This window comes from Arthrobacter sp. J156, from assembly GCF_056172865.1.
Genome location: NZ_CM149650.1, coordinates 1,625,503 through 1,643,506 on the forward strand (window position 1 = coordinate 1,625,503; position 18,004 = coordinate 1,643,506).

General features: G+C 71.6%; 19 protein-coding genes. 9 read left to right on the forward strand and 10 right to left on the reverse strand.

Annotated features, from left to right (window positions below; genetic code table 11):
- Nucleotides 1–4: 4 nt before the first annotated feature.
- Nucleotides 5–1,687, reverse strand: coding sequence for a sodium:solute symporter family protein (locus AC0QR5_RS07430; protein ID WP_329860339.1), 1,683 nt, complete (start codon nt 1,685–1,687; stop codon nt 5–7).
- A 349-nt stretch (nt 1,688–2,036) separates the two neighbouring features.
- On the reverse strand, nt 2,037–2,888 hold the full coding sequence (locus AC0QR5_RS07435) for a PHP domain-containing protein (RefSeq protein ID WP_329860340.1): 852 nt from the start codon (nt 2,886–2,888) through the stop codon (nt 2,037–2,039).
- Nucleotides 2,889–3,026: 138 nt separating this feature from the next.
- On the opposite strand from AC0QR5_RS07435, the gene AC0QR5_RS07440 reads away from it, so the two are divergent.
- A complete protein-coding gene (locus tag AC0QR5_RS07440) occupies nt 3,027–4,586 on the forward strand; it encodes an aminopeptidase P family protein (RefSeq protein ID WP_329860341.1) in 1,560 nt (519 codons plus the stop codon).
- 71 nt (nt 4,587–4,657) lie between these two features.
- Here AC0QR5_RS07440 and AC0QR5_RS07445 read toward each other — a convergent pair whose 3' ends face one another.
- Entirely contained in the window at nt 4,658–5,470 is an 813-nt protein-coding gene (locus tag AC0QR5_RS07445) for a YflT domain-containing protein (protein ID WP_329860342.1), read from the reverse strand.
- A gap of 119 nt (nt 5,471–5,589) precedes the next feature.
- Here AC0QR5_RS07445 and AC0QR5_RS07450 point away from each other — a divergent pair, with 119 nt between their 5' ends.
- From AC0QR5_RS07450 to AC0QR5_RS07460, 3 genes are read left to right on the forward strand one after another with little or no spacing between them, the layout of a single operon-like run.
- Entirely contained in the window at nt 5,590–6,870 is a 1,281-nt protein-coding gene (locus tag AC0QR5_RS07450; protein WP_430633246.1) for a magnesium transporter MgtE N-terminal domain-containing protein, read from the forward strand.
- Nucleotides 6,863–7,468 (forward strand): DUF1003 domain-containing protein, encoded by a 606-nt coding sequence (locus tag AC0QR5_RS07455; RefSeq protein WP_329860344.1) that lies wholly within the window; start codon nt 6,863–6,865, stop codon nt 7,466–7,468. Before AC0QR5_RS07450 ends, AC0QR5_RS07455 begins: the two co-directional genes overlap by 8 nt.
- On the forward strand, nt 7,465–8,592 hold the full coding sequence (locus AC0QR5_RS07460) for an Mrp/NBP35 family ATP-binding protein (RefSeq protein ID WP_329860345.1): 1,128 nt from the start codon (nt 7,465–7,467) through the stop codon (nt 8,590–8,592). The genes AC0QR5_RS07455 and AC0QR5_RS07460 overlap by 4 nt, the downstream gene beginning before the upstream one ends.
- Before the next feature lie 80 nt (nt 8,593–8,672).
- On the opposite strand, the gene AC0QR5_RS07465 is transcribed toward AC0QR5_RS07460, so the two are convergent.
- The 3 genes from AC0QR5_RS07465 to sigE form a co-directional block, all read right to left on the reverse strand.
- The gene (locus tag AC0QR5_RS07465; RefSeq protein WP_329860346.1) at nt 8,673–9,068 is read right to left on the reverse strand and encodes a sec-independent translocase; all 396 of its coding nucleotides are present in this window, start codon (nt 9,066–9,068) and stop codon (nt 8,673–8,675) included.
- Nucleotides 9,069–9,147: 79 nt separating this feature from the next.
- Nucleotides 9,148–10,215, reverse strand: coding sequence for a zf-HC2 domain-containing protein (locus AC0QR5_RS07470; protein WP_329860348.1), 1,068 nt, complete (start codon nt 10,213–10,215; stop codon nt 9,148–9,150).
- A 2-nt stretch (nt 10,216–10,217) separates the two neighbouring features.
- Nucleotides 10,218–10,835, reverse strand: coding sequence for an RNA polymerase sigma factor SigE (gene sigE / locus AC0QR5_RS07475; RefSeq protein WP_329860364.1), 618 nt, complete (start codon nt 10,833–10,835; stop codon nt 10,218–10,220).
- 213 nt (nt 10,836–11,048) lie between these two features.
- Here sigE and AC0QR5_RS07480 point away from each other — a divergent pair, with 213 nt between their 5' ends.
- A complete protein-coding gene (locus AC0QR5_RS07480; protein WP_329860349.1) occupies nt 11,049–11,684 on the forward strand; it encodes an O-methyltransferase in 636 nt (211 codons plus the stop codon).
- 83 nt (nt 11,685–11,767) lie between these two features.
- On the opposite strand, the gene AC0QR5_RS07485 is transcribed toward AC0QR5_RS07480, so the two are convergent.
- The 3 genes from AC0QR5_RS07485 to AC0QR5_RS07495 form a co-directional block, all read right to left on the reverse strand.
- Nucleotides 11,768–11,935, reverse strand: a complete 168-nt coding sequence (locus AC0QR5_RS07485) for a DUF3117 domain-containing protein (RefSeq protein WP_329860351.1) — start codon at nt 11,933–11,935, stop codon at nt 11,768–11,770.
- 136 nt (nt 11,936–12,071) lie between these two features.
- Entirely contained in the window at nt 12,072–12,398 is a 327-nt protein-coding gene (locus AC0QR5_RS07490) for a DivIVA domain-containing protein (protein ID WP_329860352.1), read from the reverse strand.
- Between the two features lie 8 nt (nt 12,399–12,406).
- The gene (locus tag AC0QR5_RS07495) at nt 12,407–13,183 is read right to left on the reverse strand and encodes an LOG family protein (RefSeq protein ID WP_329860354.1); all 777 of its coding nucleotides are present in this window, start codon (nt 13,181–13,183) and stop codon (nt 12,407–12,409) included.
- Nucleotides 13,184–13,316: 133 nt separating this feature from the next.
- Between AC0QR5_RS07495 and AC0QR5_RS07500 the strand changes: the two genes are divergently transcribed.
- From AC0QR5_RS07500 to AC0QR5_RS07515, 4 genes are all read left to right on the forward strand, one after another.
- Nucleotides 13,317–14,093: an amino acid ABC transporter ATP-binding protein gene (locus AC0QR5_RS07500; protein WP_430633210.1), complete on the forward strand. Its 777-nt coding sequence runs from the start codon at nt 13,317–13,319 to the stop codon at nt 14,091–14,093.
- A 62-nt stretch (nt 14,094–14,155) separates the two neighbouring features.
- Nucleotides 14,156–14,986 carry a glutamate ABC transporter substrate-binding protein gene (locus AC0QR5_RS07505; RefSeq protein WP_329860355.1) on the forward strand — a complete coding sequence of 277 codons (831 nt, stop codon included), beginning with the start codon at nt 14,156–14,158 and terminating at the stop codon, nt 14,984–14,986.
- A 153-nt stretch (nt 14,987–15,139) separates the two neighbouring features.
- Entirely contained in the window at nt 15,140–15,817 is a 678-nt protein-coding gene (locus AC0QR5_RS07510) for an amino acid ABC transporter permease (RefSeq protein ID WP_329860356.1), read from the forward strand.
- Complete coding sequence (locus tag AC0QR5_RS07515; RefSeq protein WP_329860358.1) at nt 15,814–16,731, forward strand: amino acid ABC transporter permease; 918 nt, start codon at nt 15,814–15,816, stop codon at nt 16,729–16,731. The genes AC0QR5_RS07510 and AC0QR5_RS07515 overlap by 4 nt, the downstream gene beginning before the upstream one ends.
- Before the next feature lie 122 nt (nt 16,732–16,853).
- Here AC0QR5_RS07515 and dapE read toward each other — a convergent pair whose 3' ends face one another.
- Nucleotides 16,854–17,990 carry a succinyl-diaminopimelate desuccinylase gene (dapE, locus tag AC0QR5_RS07520; RefSeq protein WP_329860683.1) on the reverse strand — a complete coding sequence of 379 codons (1,137 nt, stop codon included), beginning with the start codon at nt 17,988–17,990 and terminating at the stop codon, nt 16,854–16,856.
- Nucleotides 17,991–18,004: the final 14 nt, after the last annotated feature.

The following is an 18,004-nucleotide window of genomic DNA, read 5'->3' on the forward strand; positions in this document are numbered from 1 at the left end:
CTTCCTACTTCGCGGTGCCGGTGGCGGACGGGACGGCCTCGTGGGGCCCCGGGTCGAAGTCGCCGACGGTGCGGCGGATCGAGGCGAAGTCGAACTCCATCGAGGACCGCCGGGACATGAGCCAGCAGACGAGCGTGGACACGGCGTAGGCGAGCAGGGAGGCGCTGAGCACGGCGTACTCGTGCAGGACGCCGACGGCGAACGGTGCGGCCGCCAGCGCGGCGGCCGTCCCCGCGATGCGGGCCACGCGGGCTCCGAAGAAGCCGAAGGACATGAGGCCGATGACCACGCCGATGCCGATGACCGCCAGGACGTCGACGACGAGGCCGGCCACGCCGTCGAGCGGCAGCCAGGAGAAGCGCACGGGCAGGAACGCGGCAAGCGCGGCGAGAACGGCCACGGTGAAGGCCGCGTTGGTGACCTTCTTCCAGTAGAAGCTCGCGATGACCGGGAACACGAGGCATCCCCACAGCGCGCCCACGAAGACGAGCAGGTCGAGGATGTTCAGCTGCCCTGACGCGAAGTACAGCGCAGCGCCCGTGGCGAGGACCATGGTGGCCCGGCCCACGAGCAGCATGGTCTTCGGATCGGCCTTGCCCTTGCCCTTGGACTGGCCGTAGAAGTCGGCCATGGCGATCGAGGACAGCGCCGCGAGGTCGGAGTCGGCGGTCGAGGACAGCGCGCCGATGACCATGACGAAGAAGAGGCACAGCATGACGGGGCCGAGGTAGGTGGCGGCCATCTGCGGAATGAGGTTGTTGGTGTCCCCGCCCATCGGCTCGATCCCCAGGTACAGGGCCATGACGCCGAGCATGCCGATCCCGATGATCGTGGCCCCGTAGCCGACGGTCGCGGTGACGAACGTGGGACGGATGAGGTCCTCGCGGACGGCGAAGAGCCGCTGGGCGATGGTCTGGTTGCCGATCGCGTAGGCCAGTACGGCCGCGATGTAGGGGGCACCCTGGTTCATGAACGCCTCGGAGGAGAAGAAGTCGCCCTGCTCGGGGGTCAGGTTCGCGGCGCCCCGGGTGAACATCCCGGTGCCCCCGGCGGCGAAGAACACCGTGGGGATGATGACGACGACGGCGCCGAGCATGGCCATGACCTGCGCGAAGTCCGTCAGCACGGACGCGCGGAAGCCGGACCAGAGCGTGTAGAGCAGCACGCCGGCGGCGATCGCGAGGATGCCCTGCTGGAAGGTGAACGGGGAGAGCATCGCCACGAGCGCGCCGCCGGCGATGAGGTTGGACGTCAGGCTGATGACGCTGCCGAGGATGTTGGACCCGGCGAGCATCAGCTGCGAGGAGCGGCCGTGCCGGGCGTACATCACCTCGGCGAGGGTGTGGGCCTTCGGCGCGACCTGGCGGATGCGCTTGCCGAAGGGGTAGATGAACAGGATCATCAGGGCGCCCCAGAGCCCGTAGTGGATGGGGCCGGAGATGCCGTAGGTGTAGCCCGAGGTCGCCGAGGCGTACATCGACGCGGCCCAGATCCACGTGGCCGTCATCGATGCCGCGGAGATCCCGAAGCCGATCTTGTTGCCGGCGGTCATGTAGCCGTCGGCGTTCTCCTTCTTCTTGCCGATGAACAGCGACATCGCGAAGGTGCCGCCGTAGAAAGCCACCATGAGCGCGATGATGATCCAGTCGGGCATCAGCGCCGCCTGCCCGGTTCCGTCCGGAGCCATGTTCCTCCTTGTCCGGGGAACGGCCACCGGACGCGGCTCCCCTCGGCGCGCGCCGGCCGGGATTCGGCTCCATTGGCTCGCCGCCCGTCGGGGCGGCACTGTCCGGTGCGGGACGATTACCTGGCGCGCCGTCCACCCGGCACGGGTGCCGGGCCATCCGGGCCGCGCAGGGCGCGGCACACCGCGGCGCACCCACTGGCGGTGGGGCTTCTCCGCGTCGGGCAGGGGCTGCTGGCAGCCCGCTGTGGACGCCGGTGCGGCCTGCCGCGGTTCGGAGCGATCCGCTCGACGAATCATTGCGTCAGGCAACCACCGGATTCCTTGATGGTAGCACCTTTCGTCCGGTGTCCTACCCCAGCCCGACGGCGGACGTGCCGGTTCCCGCGGCCAGGATCCGTTCCAGCATGGCCGGATCGGTCGTGTTCTCGCCGAGGCGGTTCGGCTTGCCGGTGCCGTGGTAGTCGCTCGATCCGGTCGTGATGAGCCCGTGTTCGGCGGCGAGGGCCCGCAGGAAGGCGCGCCCCTCGGCGGGATTGTCCCGGTGCTCGACCTCGAGGCCGAGCAGCCCGGCGTCGATCATCGCGGCGAAGACGTCCTCCCCCACGACGCGGCCCCGGCCGGAGGCCACGGCGTGGGCGAAGACGGGCACTCCCCCGGCCTCGCGGACGAGCCGCACGGCGTCGACGGGGTCGACGGCGTAGTGGCCCACGTAGTAGCGGGAGTGCGAGGTCAGCACGGTCGAGAACGCCTCGCTGCGGTCCCCGGCCACCCCCGCCGCGACAAGGGCGTCGGCGATGTGCGGCCGGCCGATCGTCGCCCCCGGGGCCGAGTGGCTGTTGACCATGTCCCAGTCGATCGGGAAGTCCTCGCTGAGCAGCTCGACCATCCTCCGGGCGCGGTGCACGCGCGCCTCGCGGGCCTTGTTGATCTCCTCGAGCAGGCCCGGGTGCGCGGGGTCGTGGAGGTAGCTGAGCAGGTGCACGCTGATCCCCCGCCTCGTCTTGCAGGAGACCTCCATGCCGGGAACCAGGCCGATTCCGTGCCGCCGGGCCGCCTCGGCGGCCTCCGCCCAGCCGCTCGTCTGGTCGTGGTCCGTGAGCGCCACGGCCCCGAGACCGGCCGCCGCCGCGGCCGCGACGACGTCGGCGGGCCGCTCGGTCCCGTCGGAGACCGTCGAGTGGGCGTGCAGGTCGATGAGCATGGATCAAGCCTAGTCCCGTCCCCGGCGGGCCGGGGCGGGCCGGCGCGGCCCCGGCGTCGTCCTCCCCGCACCGCGGCGCCCGCGGCCCCTCTCTGCCGCCTTGGTGGATGGGCGGGCCTTTGAGACGATGGTCCGGTGATGACTGAAGCCAACGACACCCCCGGCAGCGACCAGCCCCTCGAGGACCGCGTGAACAACCGTTCCCAGCGCCCGAGCTCCGAAGCGTTCAAGAAGTTCATGGCCGGGAAGTGGGCGCCCGCCGCGCCCGCTCCCACGGGCCCCGATGCCGTCGCCCCCTACGCGGCGCGCCGCCGCCACGCGCTCTCCCTGCGCTTTCCCGGCGAGCGCCTCGTGGTTCCCGCAGGGCCGCTCAAGGTGCGCTCGAACGACACCGACTACCGTTTCCGCCCGCACTCGGGCTTCGCGCACCTGACCGGCCTGGGCCTGGACCACGAGCCCGACGCCGTGCTCGTGTTCGAACCCGTCGCCGAGGGCACGGGCGACGACGGCGGGAACCACCGCGCCACCCTGTACTTCCGTCCCATGGCCGGACGCGACTCCGAGGAGTTCTACTCCAACGCCCGTTCCGGGGAGTTCTGGATCGGCCCGCGGCCGACGCTCGAGGAGCTCTCCGCCCGTCTCGCCCTGCCCACGGCCCACATGGACGCCGAGCTCGAGGACGCCATCACGGTGGACGCGGGCCCCGTCGAGTTCAACGGGATCCGGATCCGCCTGCTCCGCGAAGTCGACCAGACGGTCGACGCGCTCGTGGACACCTCCCGCATCAACACGGGGATCGACCTCGAGGCCTCCGACGCGCTCGACGCCGGGCTGAGCGAGGCCCTCTCCGAGCTGCGCCTCGTCAAGGACGAGTGGGAGGTGGAGCAGATGCGGGCCGCCGTCGAGGCGACCATCAACGGCTTCCACGACGTCGTGGAGGCGCTCCCGCGCGCCATCGAGCACAAGCGCGGCGAGCGCGTCGTCGAGGGCGCGTTCTTCGCCCGGGCCCGCGAGGAGGGCAACGACCTCGGCTACGACACGATCGCGGCGTCCGGGAACAACGCCACCGTGCTGCACTGGATCCGCAACAACGGCCAGGTCAACACGGGCGAGCTCCTGCTGCTCGACGCCGGCGTGGAGGCCGATTCCCTCTACACCGCCGACATCACGCGCACCCTGCCGGTCAACGGCCGCTACTCGGACGTGCAGCGGAAGGTCTACCAGGCGGTCGTCGACGCCGCGGACGCCGCCTTCGCCGTCGCCCGCCCGGGGCGCCGCTTCCGCGAGCTCCACGAGGCCGCCGTCGCGGTCCTGGCGGAGCGCCTCGACGCGTGGGGGCTGCTGCCCGTGCCGCTCGAGGTCGCGCTCTCCCCCGAGGGCCAGCACCACCGCCGCTGGATGCCGCACGGGACGAGCCACCACCTGGGCCTGGATGTGCACGACTGCGCGCAGGCCAAGCGCGAGCTCTACCTCGACGGCATCCTCGAGGAGGGCATGGTCTTCACGATCGAGCCGGGCCTGTACTTCAAGGCCGAGGACCTCTCCGTGCCCGAGGAGTACCGGGGCATCGGCGTGCGGCTCGAGGACGACGTCCTCGTCACGGCCGACGGCTGCGAGAACCTCAGCGCCGCGTTGCCGCGCACGCCCGAGGAGGTCGAGTCCTGGATGGCCGGGATCTACGCGGCCCGCGGGATCTAGCCTCCCGTTCCACGCAGGACGACGCCGGTGCCTCCTTCGGGAGGCACCGGCGTCGTTCGTCATGGTCCAGGTCAGCCGTCGCCGCGGGACCGGCTCCCGGGCTCGTGCCCGGACCCGGCCGGGGCGTTGTCCGCGGCGGGTCCGGCGTCGGGCCCGTTGCCGTCCTCGGCGGACCCGCCCGCATCCGAGCGGCCGGCATCGACCGGGCCCGCGGCCGGGTCGATCCGGACACCGAACTGCGGGCGGCCGTCGGGCAGGTCGGCGTAGCCGCTGCGCGGGGCCGGTGCCGGCTGGGGGGCTCCCGGGGCCGGTTCGGCGCCGGGCGCGGCAGGGGCCGGCGGAGCGGGCTGCTGCGCAGGCGCCCACGCCGGGGCGGAGCGCGGGACGCTGCCGCGGCTCATGGGAAGCTTTTCGGCCAGCCGACGCGCGGCGGCGGCGTGCTCGAACGCGACGACGACGTCGTAGTAGCCGGCGAGCACCTGGTTGCTCGAGGCGAAGTCCCGCTTGCCGCGGCGGAAGGAGTAGCTGAGCACGCCGACGACCATCCAGATCGCCATGCCGAGGCCCACGGAGGAAAGGATCTGCACGATCCCGCCCGCCGGGGTGAAGAGGCTCAGGAGCAGGCCGACGAACATGCCGAACATGGCGCCCTGCGCCGCCCCGGCGAGCGCCACGCGGGGGTAGCTGAGCTTGCCCGTGACACGCTCGACCATCTTCAGGTCGTTGCCGACGATGCTGACGTTCGCGACGGGGAAGTCGTTGTCGGCGAGGTAGTCCACCACCTTCTGCGCGTCGAGGTAGGACTCGTAGCGGCCCAGGACCTCGCCCCGGGGCAGGCCGAGTCCGGCGGGGTCGGATCCTGTGGCACCAAAAGCGTAAGGCATGTCCCCATTCTGCCCTGCCCGGGCCCCGCGCGCCCGCCATATCGCTGCTGGTGAACCGCCCGGCGACGCGGGACGCCGCCCCGTCGGGCAGGCAGTAGCCTTGGAGGGTGAGCAGCTCCATGAACAAGGTCTTCATCGCCCGCCTGCTCGGCCTCGACGTCTTCGACCCCCTCGGCGACCGCCTGGGCCGGCTGCGGGACGTCGTCGTGTTCGACCGCGGCGCCGCCAAGCCCGCCCAATGCGTGGGCCTCGTCATCGAGGTGCCCGGCAAACGCCGGGTCTTCGTGCCGATGACGCGTGTCCAGGCCATTGAATCGAGCCAGATCATCTGCTCGGGGCTCGTGAACCTGCGCCGCTTCCAGCAGCGCGGCGCCGAGCGGCTCGCCGCCGCGGAGCTGTTCGACCGCAAGGTCGTCTTCAAGGACGGCAGCGGCAACGCGGTGGTCGAGGACATCGGTCTGGAGCGCCAGCGCAACGGCGACTGGCTCGTCTCCGACTACTATGTCCGCCGCGGCGATGCCGGCACGGGCTTCCGGGCGCTGCGCCGGCTCTCCCGGGGCGAGCGCCTCCTGGTGCCGTGCGCGGAGGTCGTCCATGGCGACCTCGAGGAGCCGCAGGCCGCGACCCAGTTCGTGGCCGCGCACGACGAGCTCAAGCCCGCCGACTTCGCCGAGGCGCTGCACGAGATGAGCGACAAGCGCCGCCTCGAGGTCGCCTCGGAGCTGCAGGACGACCGCCTGGCCGACGTCCTGCAGGAGCTCCCCGACGACGAACAGGTGCAGATCCTCTCGGCCCTCGACATGGAGCGCGCCGCCGACGTCCTCGAGGAGATGGACCCGGACGACGCGGCCGACCTGCTCAACGAGCTCGCCGAGGAGCAGAAGGAGGCCCTCCTGCAGCTCATGGAGCCCGAGGAGGCCAAGGACGTGCGCCGCCTCCTGGAGTACGAGGAGAACACGGCGGGTTCGCTCATGACGCCCGTGCCCGTGATCCTCCCGCCCGAGGCGACGGTCGCGGAGGCGCTCGCGTACGTGCGCCGCGAGGAGCTCAGCCCCTCGCTCGCCTCGGCGGTCTACGTGTGCCGCCCGCCGCTCGAGACACCCACGGGGCGCTACCTCGGCGTCGTGCACATCCAGGCCCTCCTGCGCTGCCCGCCGCCGGAGCAGCTCGGCAGCATCGTCGACACGGACCTCGAGCCGGTCCTGGACCTCGCCGACGTCTCCGAGGTCGCCCGGACCCTGGCCACCTACAACCTGACCTCGATGCCCGTCGTCAACGCGGACGGCCGGCTCGTCGGCGCGGCGACGGTCGACGACGTGCTGGACCACCTGCTGCCGGAGGACTGGCGCACCCGGGACGACGATTCCACCGACGTGAAGGGAGCCGCGACGCATGGCTGAGAAGAACACGCCCCCGGGCACCGGGCTGGACACCCCGCTGGCGGCGCGCGCCCGCTTCTTCCCGCGGCTCTCGCCGAACCCCGACGCGTTCGGCAAGGCCACGGAGGGCTTCGCCCGCTTTATGGGAACGCCGCAGTTCCTGCTCTACATGACGATCTTCTGCGTGTTCTGGCTCGTCTGGAACACGTGGGCGCCCCAGGACTGGCGCTTCGACTCCGCCGCGTTGGGTTTCACCGCGCTGACGCTCATGCTCTCCCTGCAGGCCTCCTACGCCGCCCCGCTCCTGCTCCTGGCCCAGAACCGCCAGGACGACCGCGACAAGGTCTCGCTCTCGGAGGACCGCAACCGCTCCGAGCGCAACCTGCACGACACGGAGTACCTGACGCGCGAGCTGGCCGCCCTGCGGATCGCCCTGCGCGACGTCGCCACGCGCGACTACGTCCGCAGCGAGCTCCGCTCGGCGTTGGAGGACCTCCTCGAGGCGAACGACGGCGAGGACATCCGCCTGCGCGGCAAGGCGCCCAAGAAGAAGAAGGTCTCCGACGCGACGACGCAGCTGCCCAAGGTGCAGCGCACCGAGGGCGGCCAGGAGCCGTGACGCGCGAGGGGACGCCCGCCGCCGACGAGGCCCTGTGGAAGGCGCTCGGTGCCGTCCAGGACCCGGAGCTGCGCCGCCCCATCACGGAGCTCGGCATGGTCCCCTCGGCCACGGTCGGCTCCGACGGAACGGCGCGCGTGGCCGTGCTGCTGACGATCGCCGGCTGTCCCCTGCGCGGCACGATCGAGCAGGACGTCACGGCTGCGGCCTCCGCTGTCCCCGGTGTCTCCTCGGTCGAGATCGAGCTCGGGGTGATGACCCCGGAGCAGCGGGCCGAGCTGAAGTCCTCCCTCGCGGCCCGCACCATCCCGTTCACGGCCCCGGACTCGTTGACGAGGATCATCGCCGTCGCGAGCGGCAAGGGCGGGGTCGGCAAGTCGAGCGTGACCGTGAACCTGGCCTGCGCCCTGGCGGCCGACGGGCTGCGCGTGGGCGTCGTCGACGCCGACGTGCACGGCTTCTCCGTCCCCGGCCTCATGGGGATCGACACCCAGCCCACGCGCGTCGACGAGCTGATCCTGCCGCCCGTCGCCCACGCCGTGAAGGTCATCTCGATCGGCATGTTCGTGGACGGCAACCGGCCCGTCGTGTGGCGGGGTCCGATGCTGCACCGGGCCCTCGAACAGTTCCTGACGGACGTCCACTTCGGCGACCTCGACGTCCTGCTGCTGGACCTGCCGCCGGGGACGGGCGACGTCGCGATCTCCGTCTCCCAGCTCCTGCCGGGCTCGGGGATCGTCGTGGTGACCACGCCGCAATCGGCCGCCGCGGAGGTCGCCGAGCGGGCGGGGGCCGTCGCGGAGACCACGGGCCAGAAGGTCCTCGGCGTCGTCGAGAACATGTCCTGGCTGACCCTGCCCGACGGCACGCGGATGGAGCCCTTCGGCAGCGGCGGCGGGGCGGCCGTGGCGGCGCGCCTCGCGGAGCGGCTGGGGACCGACGTCGGATTGCTGGGTTCGGTGCCCCTCGATCCCCGGCTGCGCGAGGGCGGGGACGCGGGCCTGCCCGTCGTGCTCGGCGAGCCGGAGTCGGAGGCGGCGGTGGAGCTGCGGCGGATCGCGCGCTCCCTGGCCCGGAGCCCCCGCGGCCTGGCCGGCCGGCCGCTCGGCGTCACGCCGCGCTGACCGGGCGCCACACGGCGCCACGGAACCGCGGAACCGCGGCAGGGTCGCGGCGGGGACGCGCCGGAGGAGGCCGCCCGGAGCTAGGTCGCCTCGGAATCGAACGGGGCGGCCTCGCCGGCGGCGAGCGGGATCTGCGCGGGGCGCTGCGGCGCGGCCGGACGGGCGGGCGCCGCCTCGATCGCCTTGGCCGGTTCGTCCTTCGCGGCGCTCAGGGCGTCGTCGAAGTCGTCGAGCAGGGCTTCCTTGATGATCTTGCGCGGATCGTATTGGCGGGGGTCCAGCTTGCGCCAGTCGATGTCCGCGATGTCGTCGCCGACTTCCTCGCGCAGCTGCTCCTTGGCGCCGGTGGCCATGCGCCGGACTTCCTTGACGAGGCGCGCCAGCTGCTGGGCGTAGACCGGCAGCTTGTCGGGACCCAGGACCAGTACGGCCAGGATCGCGAGCACCAGGAACTCGCCGCCATTGATTCCAAACACGCTTAGAGGTTACCCGTTCCCGGGGCGGCCACGGTATTCGCCACCCGGGCGTGGGCCGCACGGCGTCGCGCGGGTCCGGTCACTGGCGCGGCTCCAGCACGACGAGCCGCGCCAGGCCCCGGCCGATCCGCTCCCACATCCCGGACACGGCGGCCGCCTGGGCGGCGACGCGCGAATGCTCGGTGACCACGATCCGGTCCACGACCTCCCCGACCCGGGCGCCCTCCGCGGCCTCCGTCCGGACGGAGTAGACGGCCGACTCCATGTCGACCACCGTCTCCCCCGGGGCCCTTCGGTAGACGACGTATCCGTCCCCGGAGTCGACGACGGTCCACGCCGTCGCGGTCGCGGAGTCCCCGCCGCCCGCGGGCGCTTCGGAGGGGTCCTGCGCTGCCGCGGTCGGGGCAGCGGGTGCCGTCGTGTCCTCCACCGCGAAGCCGAACGGGTCGGCGGGCCCGGGGACGGCGCTGCCGGCATGGGCGGCGACCCCGGCGCCGAAGCGCAGGGCGTCCGCTCCGCTCGGCGCGACGGCCTTGCGGCGCTCCGTCACCGTGAGCGTCCCGCCGGGGCCCGCGTACTCGAGCGTGATGTGGGGCGTTCCCGCGCTCCGCGAGCCGCTCGCCCGCGCCAGGGACCACGTGGTGCCGCCCAGGTGCGGGCAGTTCCATCCCGCGGCCCGCAGCGCGCCGATCTCCTCGCGGTCCAGGACTTCCTCCTCGCCGTCCCAGCTCCAGGCGAGGGAACCGGCTGCCGATGCGGTGCTTGCGGCCCCGGGTGCGCCGATGAGCCACGCCGCACCGAGGACGCCCGCGAGGAGGGCCAGCGCCGCGACGGACGCGAGAGCGGGCAGGGCGATCCGCCGGGGACCGCTCCGGGGGGCCGCCTCGAGCGGCCAGGCCGGCGCGGAACCCGTGGGCGCGGACTCCGTGGGCCCGGCCATGAGGCGGGCCATGAGGGCCGGGTCCGGCGCGGGTGCGGCCCTCCCGGACGCGGCGAGCAGGCCGAGCCGGCGCTTGAGGCGGCGCCGGTCCTCCACGAGCACCCGGCAGTCTGCGCAGCCGCGCACGTGGGCCTCGAAGTCCTCCAGCCGGCGTCCGGCGAGTTCACCGTCGACGTAGGAGTCGATCCAGCGTTCGTGCCGATGCATGGTCAGCGTGCCTCCGAAACGGCCCGCCCCATCGTCGGAAGCTGCAGGCCGGGGGCACCGCCGCGCGCCGGATCGCGGTGGGCCAGCTTCTCCCGCAACTGCGAGCGGCCGCGGTGGATCCGCGAACGCACGGTGCCCAGCTTCACGCCGAGCACGGAGGCCACCTCCTCGTAGGAGAGCCCCTCGAGGTCACAGAGGACGACGGCGGCGCGGAAATCCGCGGGCAGGGCGTCGAGCGCCGCCTGGACGTCGAGGTCGAGGTTGTTGAACTCGAAGCTGCGCTCCGGTCCCGGGTCGCGGCCCGGCAGCCGGGTCTCGGCGTCCTCGCCGAGGGCATCGAAGCGGATGCGGCTGCGCCGCCGCGCCTGGTCCAGGAAGAGGTTGGTGGTGATCCGGTGCAGCCAGCCGCCGACGGTCCCCGGCGTGAAATTGTGCAGGGAGCGGAAGACCCTCACGAACGTCTCCTGGGTGAGGTCCTCGGCGTCGTGCATGTTCCCGGTCAGGCGGTAGGCGAGCCGGTAGACCTTGGCGGAGTGCTCCTGGACGATCTCCTCCCAGCCGGGCACCCCCTCCGCGGGGGCCTCCGGGGCGGAATCGTGGGCGGCAGCTGAAGCTTGAATGGTCACGTAGTCATTGTTCAGGACGAGCCTGTGAGCAAGCTGGGCGCACGCGGGGCGTCCGCTGTCGGCTGTTCACGGCGGTCCCCACCGGGCTGCCGGACCGCCCGGGAACCGACCGGACCCGGGCCGGTGTTCCGGCGCCCCGGCTAGGATGGTGTACCGGTCGTGAAGGACGGACCGGGCACCCCCGACAGAGCAAAGGAACACCACAGCATGAGCGCCGACAAGCAGAGCAGCTGGTCCTACACGGAGGCCCTGTCCGTGGAGGACGAGGTCCTCATGCGCGCCCGCGACCGGGGCCACGAGCTGGGCGTCTCCCCCGTCGGCTCCGGCACCGCCGCGCTCCTGCGCGTCCTCGCGGCGGCCTCGGGCGCCCGGACGGCCGTCGAGATCGGCTCGGGAGTCGGAGTCTCCGGCGTGAGCCTGTTGCGCGGCCTGTCCACCCAGTCCGTCTTCACCACGATCGACATCGACGTGGACCACCTCAACGCCGCACGGGAGGCGTTCCAGGAGGCCGGCATCGCCGCCAACCGGACGCGCACGATCTGCGGACGGGCCCGCGACGTCCTCCCGCGCCTGACGGACGGCGCCTACGACCTGGTGTTCATCGACGCGGACAAGACGCACCTCGTCGACTACGTGGAGCACGGCGTGCGGCTCCTGCGCCGCGGCGGGATGCTGCTCGTCAATGACGCCCTCGACGAGGACCGCGTCCCGCAGCCGGCCGTCCGCCAGGCCGGCACGGTCGCGGCCCGCCAGGCCGCCCGCCTGCTGCGCGAGCGCGAGGACCTCTCCACCGCGACGGTCCCGACGGGGACGGGCCTGCTGATCGCGGTCAAGGACCGCTGAGCAGAGGACGCGAAAGGGCCCGGCGGCTGCTGCCGCCGGGCCCGTGGCATCGGTGCCTGCGGGACGTCGCGTCCCCCAGGGGTCTAGTTGGTCACGCCGACCAGGCATTCCTTCAGCTCGGCGGCCTCGTCGGCATTGAGCTCGACGACCAGGCGTCCGCCGCCGTCGATCGGAACACGCATGATGAGGCTACGGCCCTCCTTGGTGACCTCCATGGGTCCATCCCCGGTACGCGGTTTCATCGCAGCCATTGGCGCTGTCTTCCTTCCTAGATGTCGCGGAACCCCCCGGCCCCGCGGATCGAACGTCGAACCGACGGCCCCCGGACGGGGCATGTCTTTTCAACCTGCATTTCATATTATTCTCCAGTTTGGCGCGTGGCGCTAATCACAGGCCCTTCCGGAGCGCGTCGAGCTCGTCGTTCAGGCGCCCGATCTCCGCCCCGAGCTCCCCCAGGACCTCGTCCACCTGGTCGCAGCGGTAGCCGCGCAGCCCGACGGCGAGGCGCAGGCGCTCGACGTCGTCCGGTCCGGGCCGGGCGGGCAGCAGGACGGGCGGCAGCGTGGCCACCGGTTCGACGAGGCCCAGGAGGCCGCCGTCGTTCGACGCGGCCGCGTGCGTGCCCTCGACGGAGCGGCGGAAGCGGCCCGAGGCGAAGAGGGCGGCCGCGCCGAGGAGCGCGATCGCGATGAAGAGCAGGAGCGCGTAGACCATCCCCGCCCCTAGCGCGGCTTCCGGCCGACGTGGGAGACCGCGATCCGCACGGCCTCCTCCGGGTCGTCGGTGAGCTGGATCAGGTCCAGGTCGCCGGGCGAGATGGCGCCCTCGGCCGCGACGGTGCCGCGGAGCCAGTCGATGAGCGGACCCCAGTAGGCGGTGCCCACGAGGACGATCGGGAAGCTCGTGACCTTCTCGGTCTGCACGAGCGTGAGGGCCTCGAAGAGCTCGTCCATGGTCCCGAATCCGCCGGGGAGCACGATGAACCCCTGGGAGTACTTGACGAACATCGTCTTGCGGGCGAAGAAGTAGCGGAAGTTGATCCCGAGGTCGACCCACTCGTTCAGGCCCGTCTCGAACGGCAGCTCGATTCCGAGCCCGACCGAGGTGCCCTCGGCCTCGACGGCGCCCTTGTTCGCGGCCTCCATGGCCCCCGGGCCTCCCCCGGTGATGACGGCGTAGCCGGCCTCGGCGAGGCGCCGGCCGATCAGCTCGGCCTGCGTGTACCGGTCCGAGCCGCGCGGAGTGCGGGCGGAACCGAAGACGCTCACGGCCCGGCCGAGCTCGGACAGCGTCCCGAAGCCCTCGACGAACTCGCTCTGGATGCGCAGGACGCGCCACGGGTCGGTGTGCGTGAAGTCGATGCCCTCGTTGGAGTCCAGCAGGTACTGGTCGGCCTGCGGAATCAGCGCCTGTTTCCGCCGCAGGACGACGGATCCCTTCCTGCGGGCGGGATCTGGCAACTGTTCGAAGGGGCGCCCCGGGGCGTCGCTGCTCGGCATGCCCCCAGCCTAGCGTCCGCGGGTGTGGCCGGAACCCGCCCGCGCGGGCGCGCGGTTTCAACATCATAAAGATTCCTGAAAGATCACTCCCCCATGGCCTTGTGACGTGGGCAACGTCCGCTAGGGTCTTTCCATGAGCACTGATCCCCAGGCGGCCTCCGCCGCAAGCGCCGGATCCCCGATCGTCAGGCTGGACAAGGTCAACAAGCACTACGGACCCCTACACGTCCTCCAGGACATCAACCTGGAGGTCACCAAGGGCGAGGTCGTCGTCGTCCTCGGCCCCTCGGGCTCGGGCAAGTCGACCCTGTGCCGCGCCATCAACCGGTTGGAGACGATCGACGACGGCGCCATCTACATCGACGGCGAGAAGCTGCCCGAGGAGGGCAAGGCGCTCGCCAAGCTGCGTGCCGACGTCGGAATGGTCTTCCAGTCCTTCAACCTCTTCGCGCACAAGTCGATCCTCGAGAACGTCACGCTCGGCCCCCTCAAGGTCAAGGGCATGAAGAAGGCCGAGGCCGACAAGCTCGCCCTGTCGCTCCTGGAGCGCGTCGGCGTCGCCAACCAGAAGGACAAGCTGCCGGCACAGCTCTCGGGCGGGCAGCAGCAGCGCGTCGCGATCGCCCGGGCCCTCGCCATGAAGCCCAAGGTGATGCTCTTCGACGAGCCCACCTCGGCACTGGACCCCGAGATGATCCAGGAGGTCCTTGACACCATGGTGCAGCTCGCCAAGGAGGGCATGACCATGATCGTCGTGACCCACGAGATGGGCTTCGCCCGCAAGGCGGCGGACCGCGTCGTCTTCATGGCCGACGGCCAGATCGTCGAGCAGGCCGCGCCGCACGAGTTCTTCACCAACCCGCAGAGCGACCGGGCGAAGGACTTCCTCGGCAAGCTGATCACCCACTAGGACACCACTTCCACTCGCGGCCGGCCCCACAAGCACGCCGGCCAGACAACAAGGAGAACACCATGCGCAAGACCCGCATCGCGCTCGCTGCCGCCGCGGCAGCCACCGCACTCACCCTGTCCGCCTGTGGAGGCGGCGGAACCGGCGGTGGGGACGGCGACGGCGACAGCATCCGGATCGGCATCAAGTTCGACCAGCCGGGCCTCGGCTTCAAGGACGGCGAGAACTACACGGGCTTCGACGTCGACGTCGCCAAGTTCGTGGCCCAGGAGCTGGGCTACTCGGAGAACCAGATCGAATGGGTCTCCGCCCCGTCCGCCAACCGCGAGACCATGCTGCAGAACAACCAGGTCGACATGATCTTCGCGACCTACTCCATCACCGATTCCCGCAAGGAGGTCGTCGACTTCGCGGGACCGTACTTCGTCGCCGGCCAGGATCTCCTGGTGGCCAACGACAGCGACATCACCGGACCCGAGGACCTCAACGAGCGCAACCTCTGCTCCGTGACCGGTTCGACGTCGGCCCAGAAGGTCAAGGACACCTACGCCGAGGGCACCAACCTGCAGGAGCTCCCGGGCTACGCCGAGTGCGTGACCCAGATGTCCGGCGGCACGATCGACGCCGTCACCACCGACGACATCATCCTGGCCGGCCTGGCCGCGCAGCCGGCCTACCAGGGCCAGTTCAAGGTCGTCGGTGCCCCGTTCTCCGAGGAGAACTACGGCGTGGGCCTGCCCAAGGGCTCGGACCGCTGCGAGGCGATCAACGAGGCCATCACCAAGATGATCGAGGACGGTGCGTGGGAGACTGCCCTCCAGACCAACACCGAAGGCACCGGCTACGAGCCGAACGCGGACACCAACCCGCCGACCCCGGCCGCCTGCTCCTGATTCCGCCGGTCCGCGGCGCCCCGTCCACGACGGGCGCCGCGGACCACGGGCCCCGTCCCTGCCGCCCCGGGCAGCCGCCCGGGGCGGCAGGGGCGCCGGCCCCCGCTTCCCGTTCTGGCCCGTCGCCGACGGCCCCTTAGACAGAGGAAGACCGTGGAGAACTACCTTTCCATCTTCACCGACTACGACATCCCGGGCGCCTTCTGGGTCAACATCCAGCTGACCTTCTGGGCCGCCATCGGGGCCCTCGTCCTCGGAACCCTCCTCGCGCTCATGCGCATCTCCCCCGTGCCCAGCTTCGAGGCGATCGGCACGGCGTACGTGAACCTCATCCGGAACACGCCGCTGACCATCATCATCCTGTTCGGCGTCCTGGCCCTCAACGGCCAGCTCGGGCTGAACCTGGGCGGCGGATTCCAGGAGAACTTCTTCCGCCTGGCCGTCATGGGCCTGGCGATCTACCACGCGGCGTTCGTCTGCGAGGCCATCCGCTCCGGCGTGAACACGGTCCCGCTCGGACAGGCCGAGGCCGCCCGTGCGATCGGGCTCGCGTTCCTCCCGGCCGCGCGGCTCGTGATCCTGCCGCAGGCCTTCCGCGGGGCGATCGTCCCCCTCGGCAACGTCCTGATCGCCCTGATCAAGAACTCCACGGTCGCCGCGGCCGGCTCCGTGGCGACCGAGACGTCCTCCGTCATGCGCGGCATGATCGAGGCGCGCGGCGACATCGTCCTGCCGATCTTCCTCACCTTCGCCATCGGGTTCGTGATCCTGGTCATCCCGGTCGGCCTGTTGACCACCTGGCTCTCCAAGAAACTGGCGGTGTCCCGATGAGCGCATCAGTACTCTTCGACGCCCCGGGCCCCAAGTCCCGGCGCAACACGATGATCATCAACATCATCGGCATCGCCGGCAGCGCCGCGTTGCTGTGGTGGATCATCGCCGGGCTCGCCGGCAAGGGCCAGATGACGGCCGCCAAGTGGACCGGCTTCCTCGAAGGGTCCACCTGGACCAACTACCTGCTTCCCGGCCTGGCCAACACGCTCACGGCCGCGGGGCTCGCCATCGTCGGCTCCCTCGTCTTCGGCCTGGTCTTCGGCCTCGGGCGGCTCTCCGAGAACAAGGTCTTCAACTGGATCAGCTCGATCATCGTCGAGTTCTTCCGCGCCGTTCCCGTCCTGCTGATGATCGTGTTCTTCAACGTGTTCATCGCCCGTACGCTGCAGATCAGCCAGAACTCGGCGATGTGGGCCGTCGTCGCGGCGCTCGTGTTCTACAACGGCTCCGTCGTCGCCGAGCTCATCCGCTCCGGCGTCCACAACCTGCCCAAGGGACAGCGGGAGGCCGGCATCGCGATCGGCCTGACGCGGCAGCAGTCGCTGCGCCTCGTCGAGGTCCCGCAGGCCCTGATCGCCATGCTGCCGGCCCTCATCGGCCAGTTCGTGGTGATCCTGAAGGACTCGGCCCTCGGCTACATCATCAGCTTCAACGAGTTGCTGTTCTACGGCCGGACCTACTCCTCGCCGAACGCCAACGTGCTGCAGGCGCTGCTCGTGGTCGCCGCGATCTTCATCGTCATCAACTACTCCCTGTCCAAGCTCGCGGAGTTCGTCTCCCGCCGGCTCAGCGCGCGCGGTCCACGCCGGACCAAGGCCGACGTCGCCAACGCCGAGCCCGCCGTCGGACTCCCGGCCGGGCTGCCCGCGCAGGCTGGCCAGGGACCGGAGGCCCCGCCCGAGAAGAAGTAGGCCCCGCTCCGGCGGAGCCACCACGCGACAGGGCCCGGTTCCCACCCCGAAGGGTGGGAACCGGGCCCTGTCCGCGTCGCCGGCCGTCCCCGACGTCCCGGGCGGCCCGCGGCGCCCGAAAGCTACACCGAGGCCGTCGGCTCGAGCCAGCGGCGCAAGGCGTCGAAGCAGTCGCGCACCGCCTGCGCGGTGACGTGCTCGTCGTCGGAATGGGCCAAGAGGGCGTCCCCCGGACCGAAGTTCACGGCCGGGATCCCCAGCTCGGAGAACCGCGCCACGTCCGTCCAGCCGTACTTGGGCTTCGGCTCGGCGCCGACGGCCGCCACGAAGGAGGCGGCCGCGGGATGGTTGAGCCCGGGCCGGGCTCCGGGTGCGCCGTCGGTCCGGACGAGCTCGAAGCCCTCGAGGACCTCCCGCACGTGCGCCTCCGCCTCGTCCACCGTCTTGTCCGGGGCGAAGCGGTAGTTGACGTCGAGCTCGCACGCGTCCGGAATGACGTTGCCGGCGATGCCCCCCGAGATCCACACGGCGTTGAGGGACTCGCGGTAGGCGAGCCCGTCGACGTCGACGGTCGCGGGCTCGTAGGCCGCGAGGCGCGCGAGGGCCTCCCCCATCGCGTGCACGGCGTTGGAGCCCATCCAGGCACGGGCCGAGTGCGCGGCACGTCCGCGCGTGGACACCCGGAAGCGGGAGGTCCCGTTGCAGCCGCCCTCGACCGTTCCGTCGGTCGGCTCGAGAAGGATCGCGAAGTCCCCGGCGAGCAGCTCCGGGCTGTTGCGGAACAGGCGGCCGAGGCCCGACTTGGCGCCTTCGACCTCCTCGTGGTCGTAGAAGACGTACGTCACGTCCCGCACGGGCTCGCGGACGGCGGCCGCGAGCGCGAGCTGCACGGCCACGCCGCCCTTCATGTCCGTCGCGCCGCGCCCGTAGAGGACATCGCCGTCCCACGCCGACGGCACGGTGCCGCGGGACCCCGGAACGCTCGGCAGCGGGACGGTGTCCAGATGCCCGGCGAGCACGACCCGCTCGGGACGGCCCAGCAGGGTGCGGGCCACGACCGCGTCTCCGTCGCGGTGCACGCTCAGGTGGCCGAGCCCGCGCAGCGCGTCCTCGACGAGGTCGGCGACGGCGCGCTCGTTCCCGGAGACCGATTCGACGTCGAGCAGCGCCGCGGTGAGCAGCGCGACATCGCCCGCGAGGTCCAGCGGCGGGTGGTCCGCCCCGGTCGCCGGAGGTACGGGGGCCGCGGAGGGGTTCATGGAGTTCACGCCAC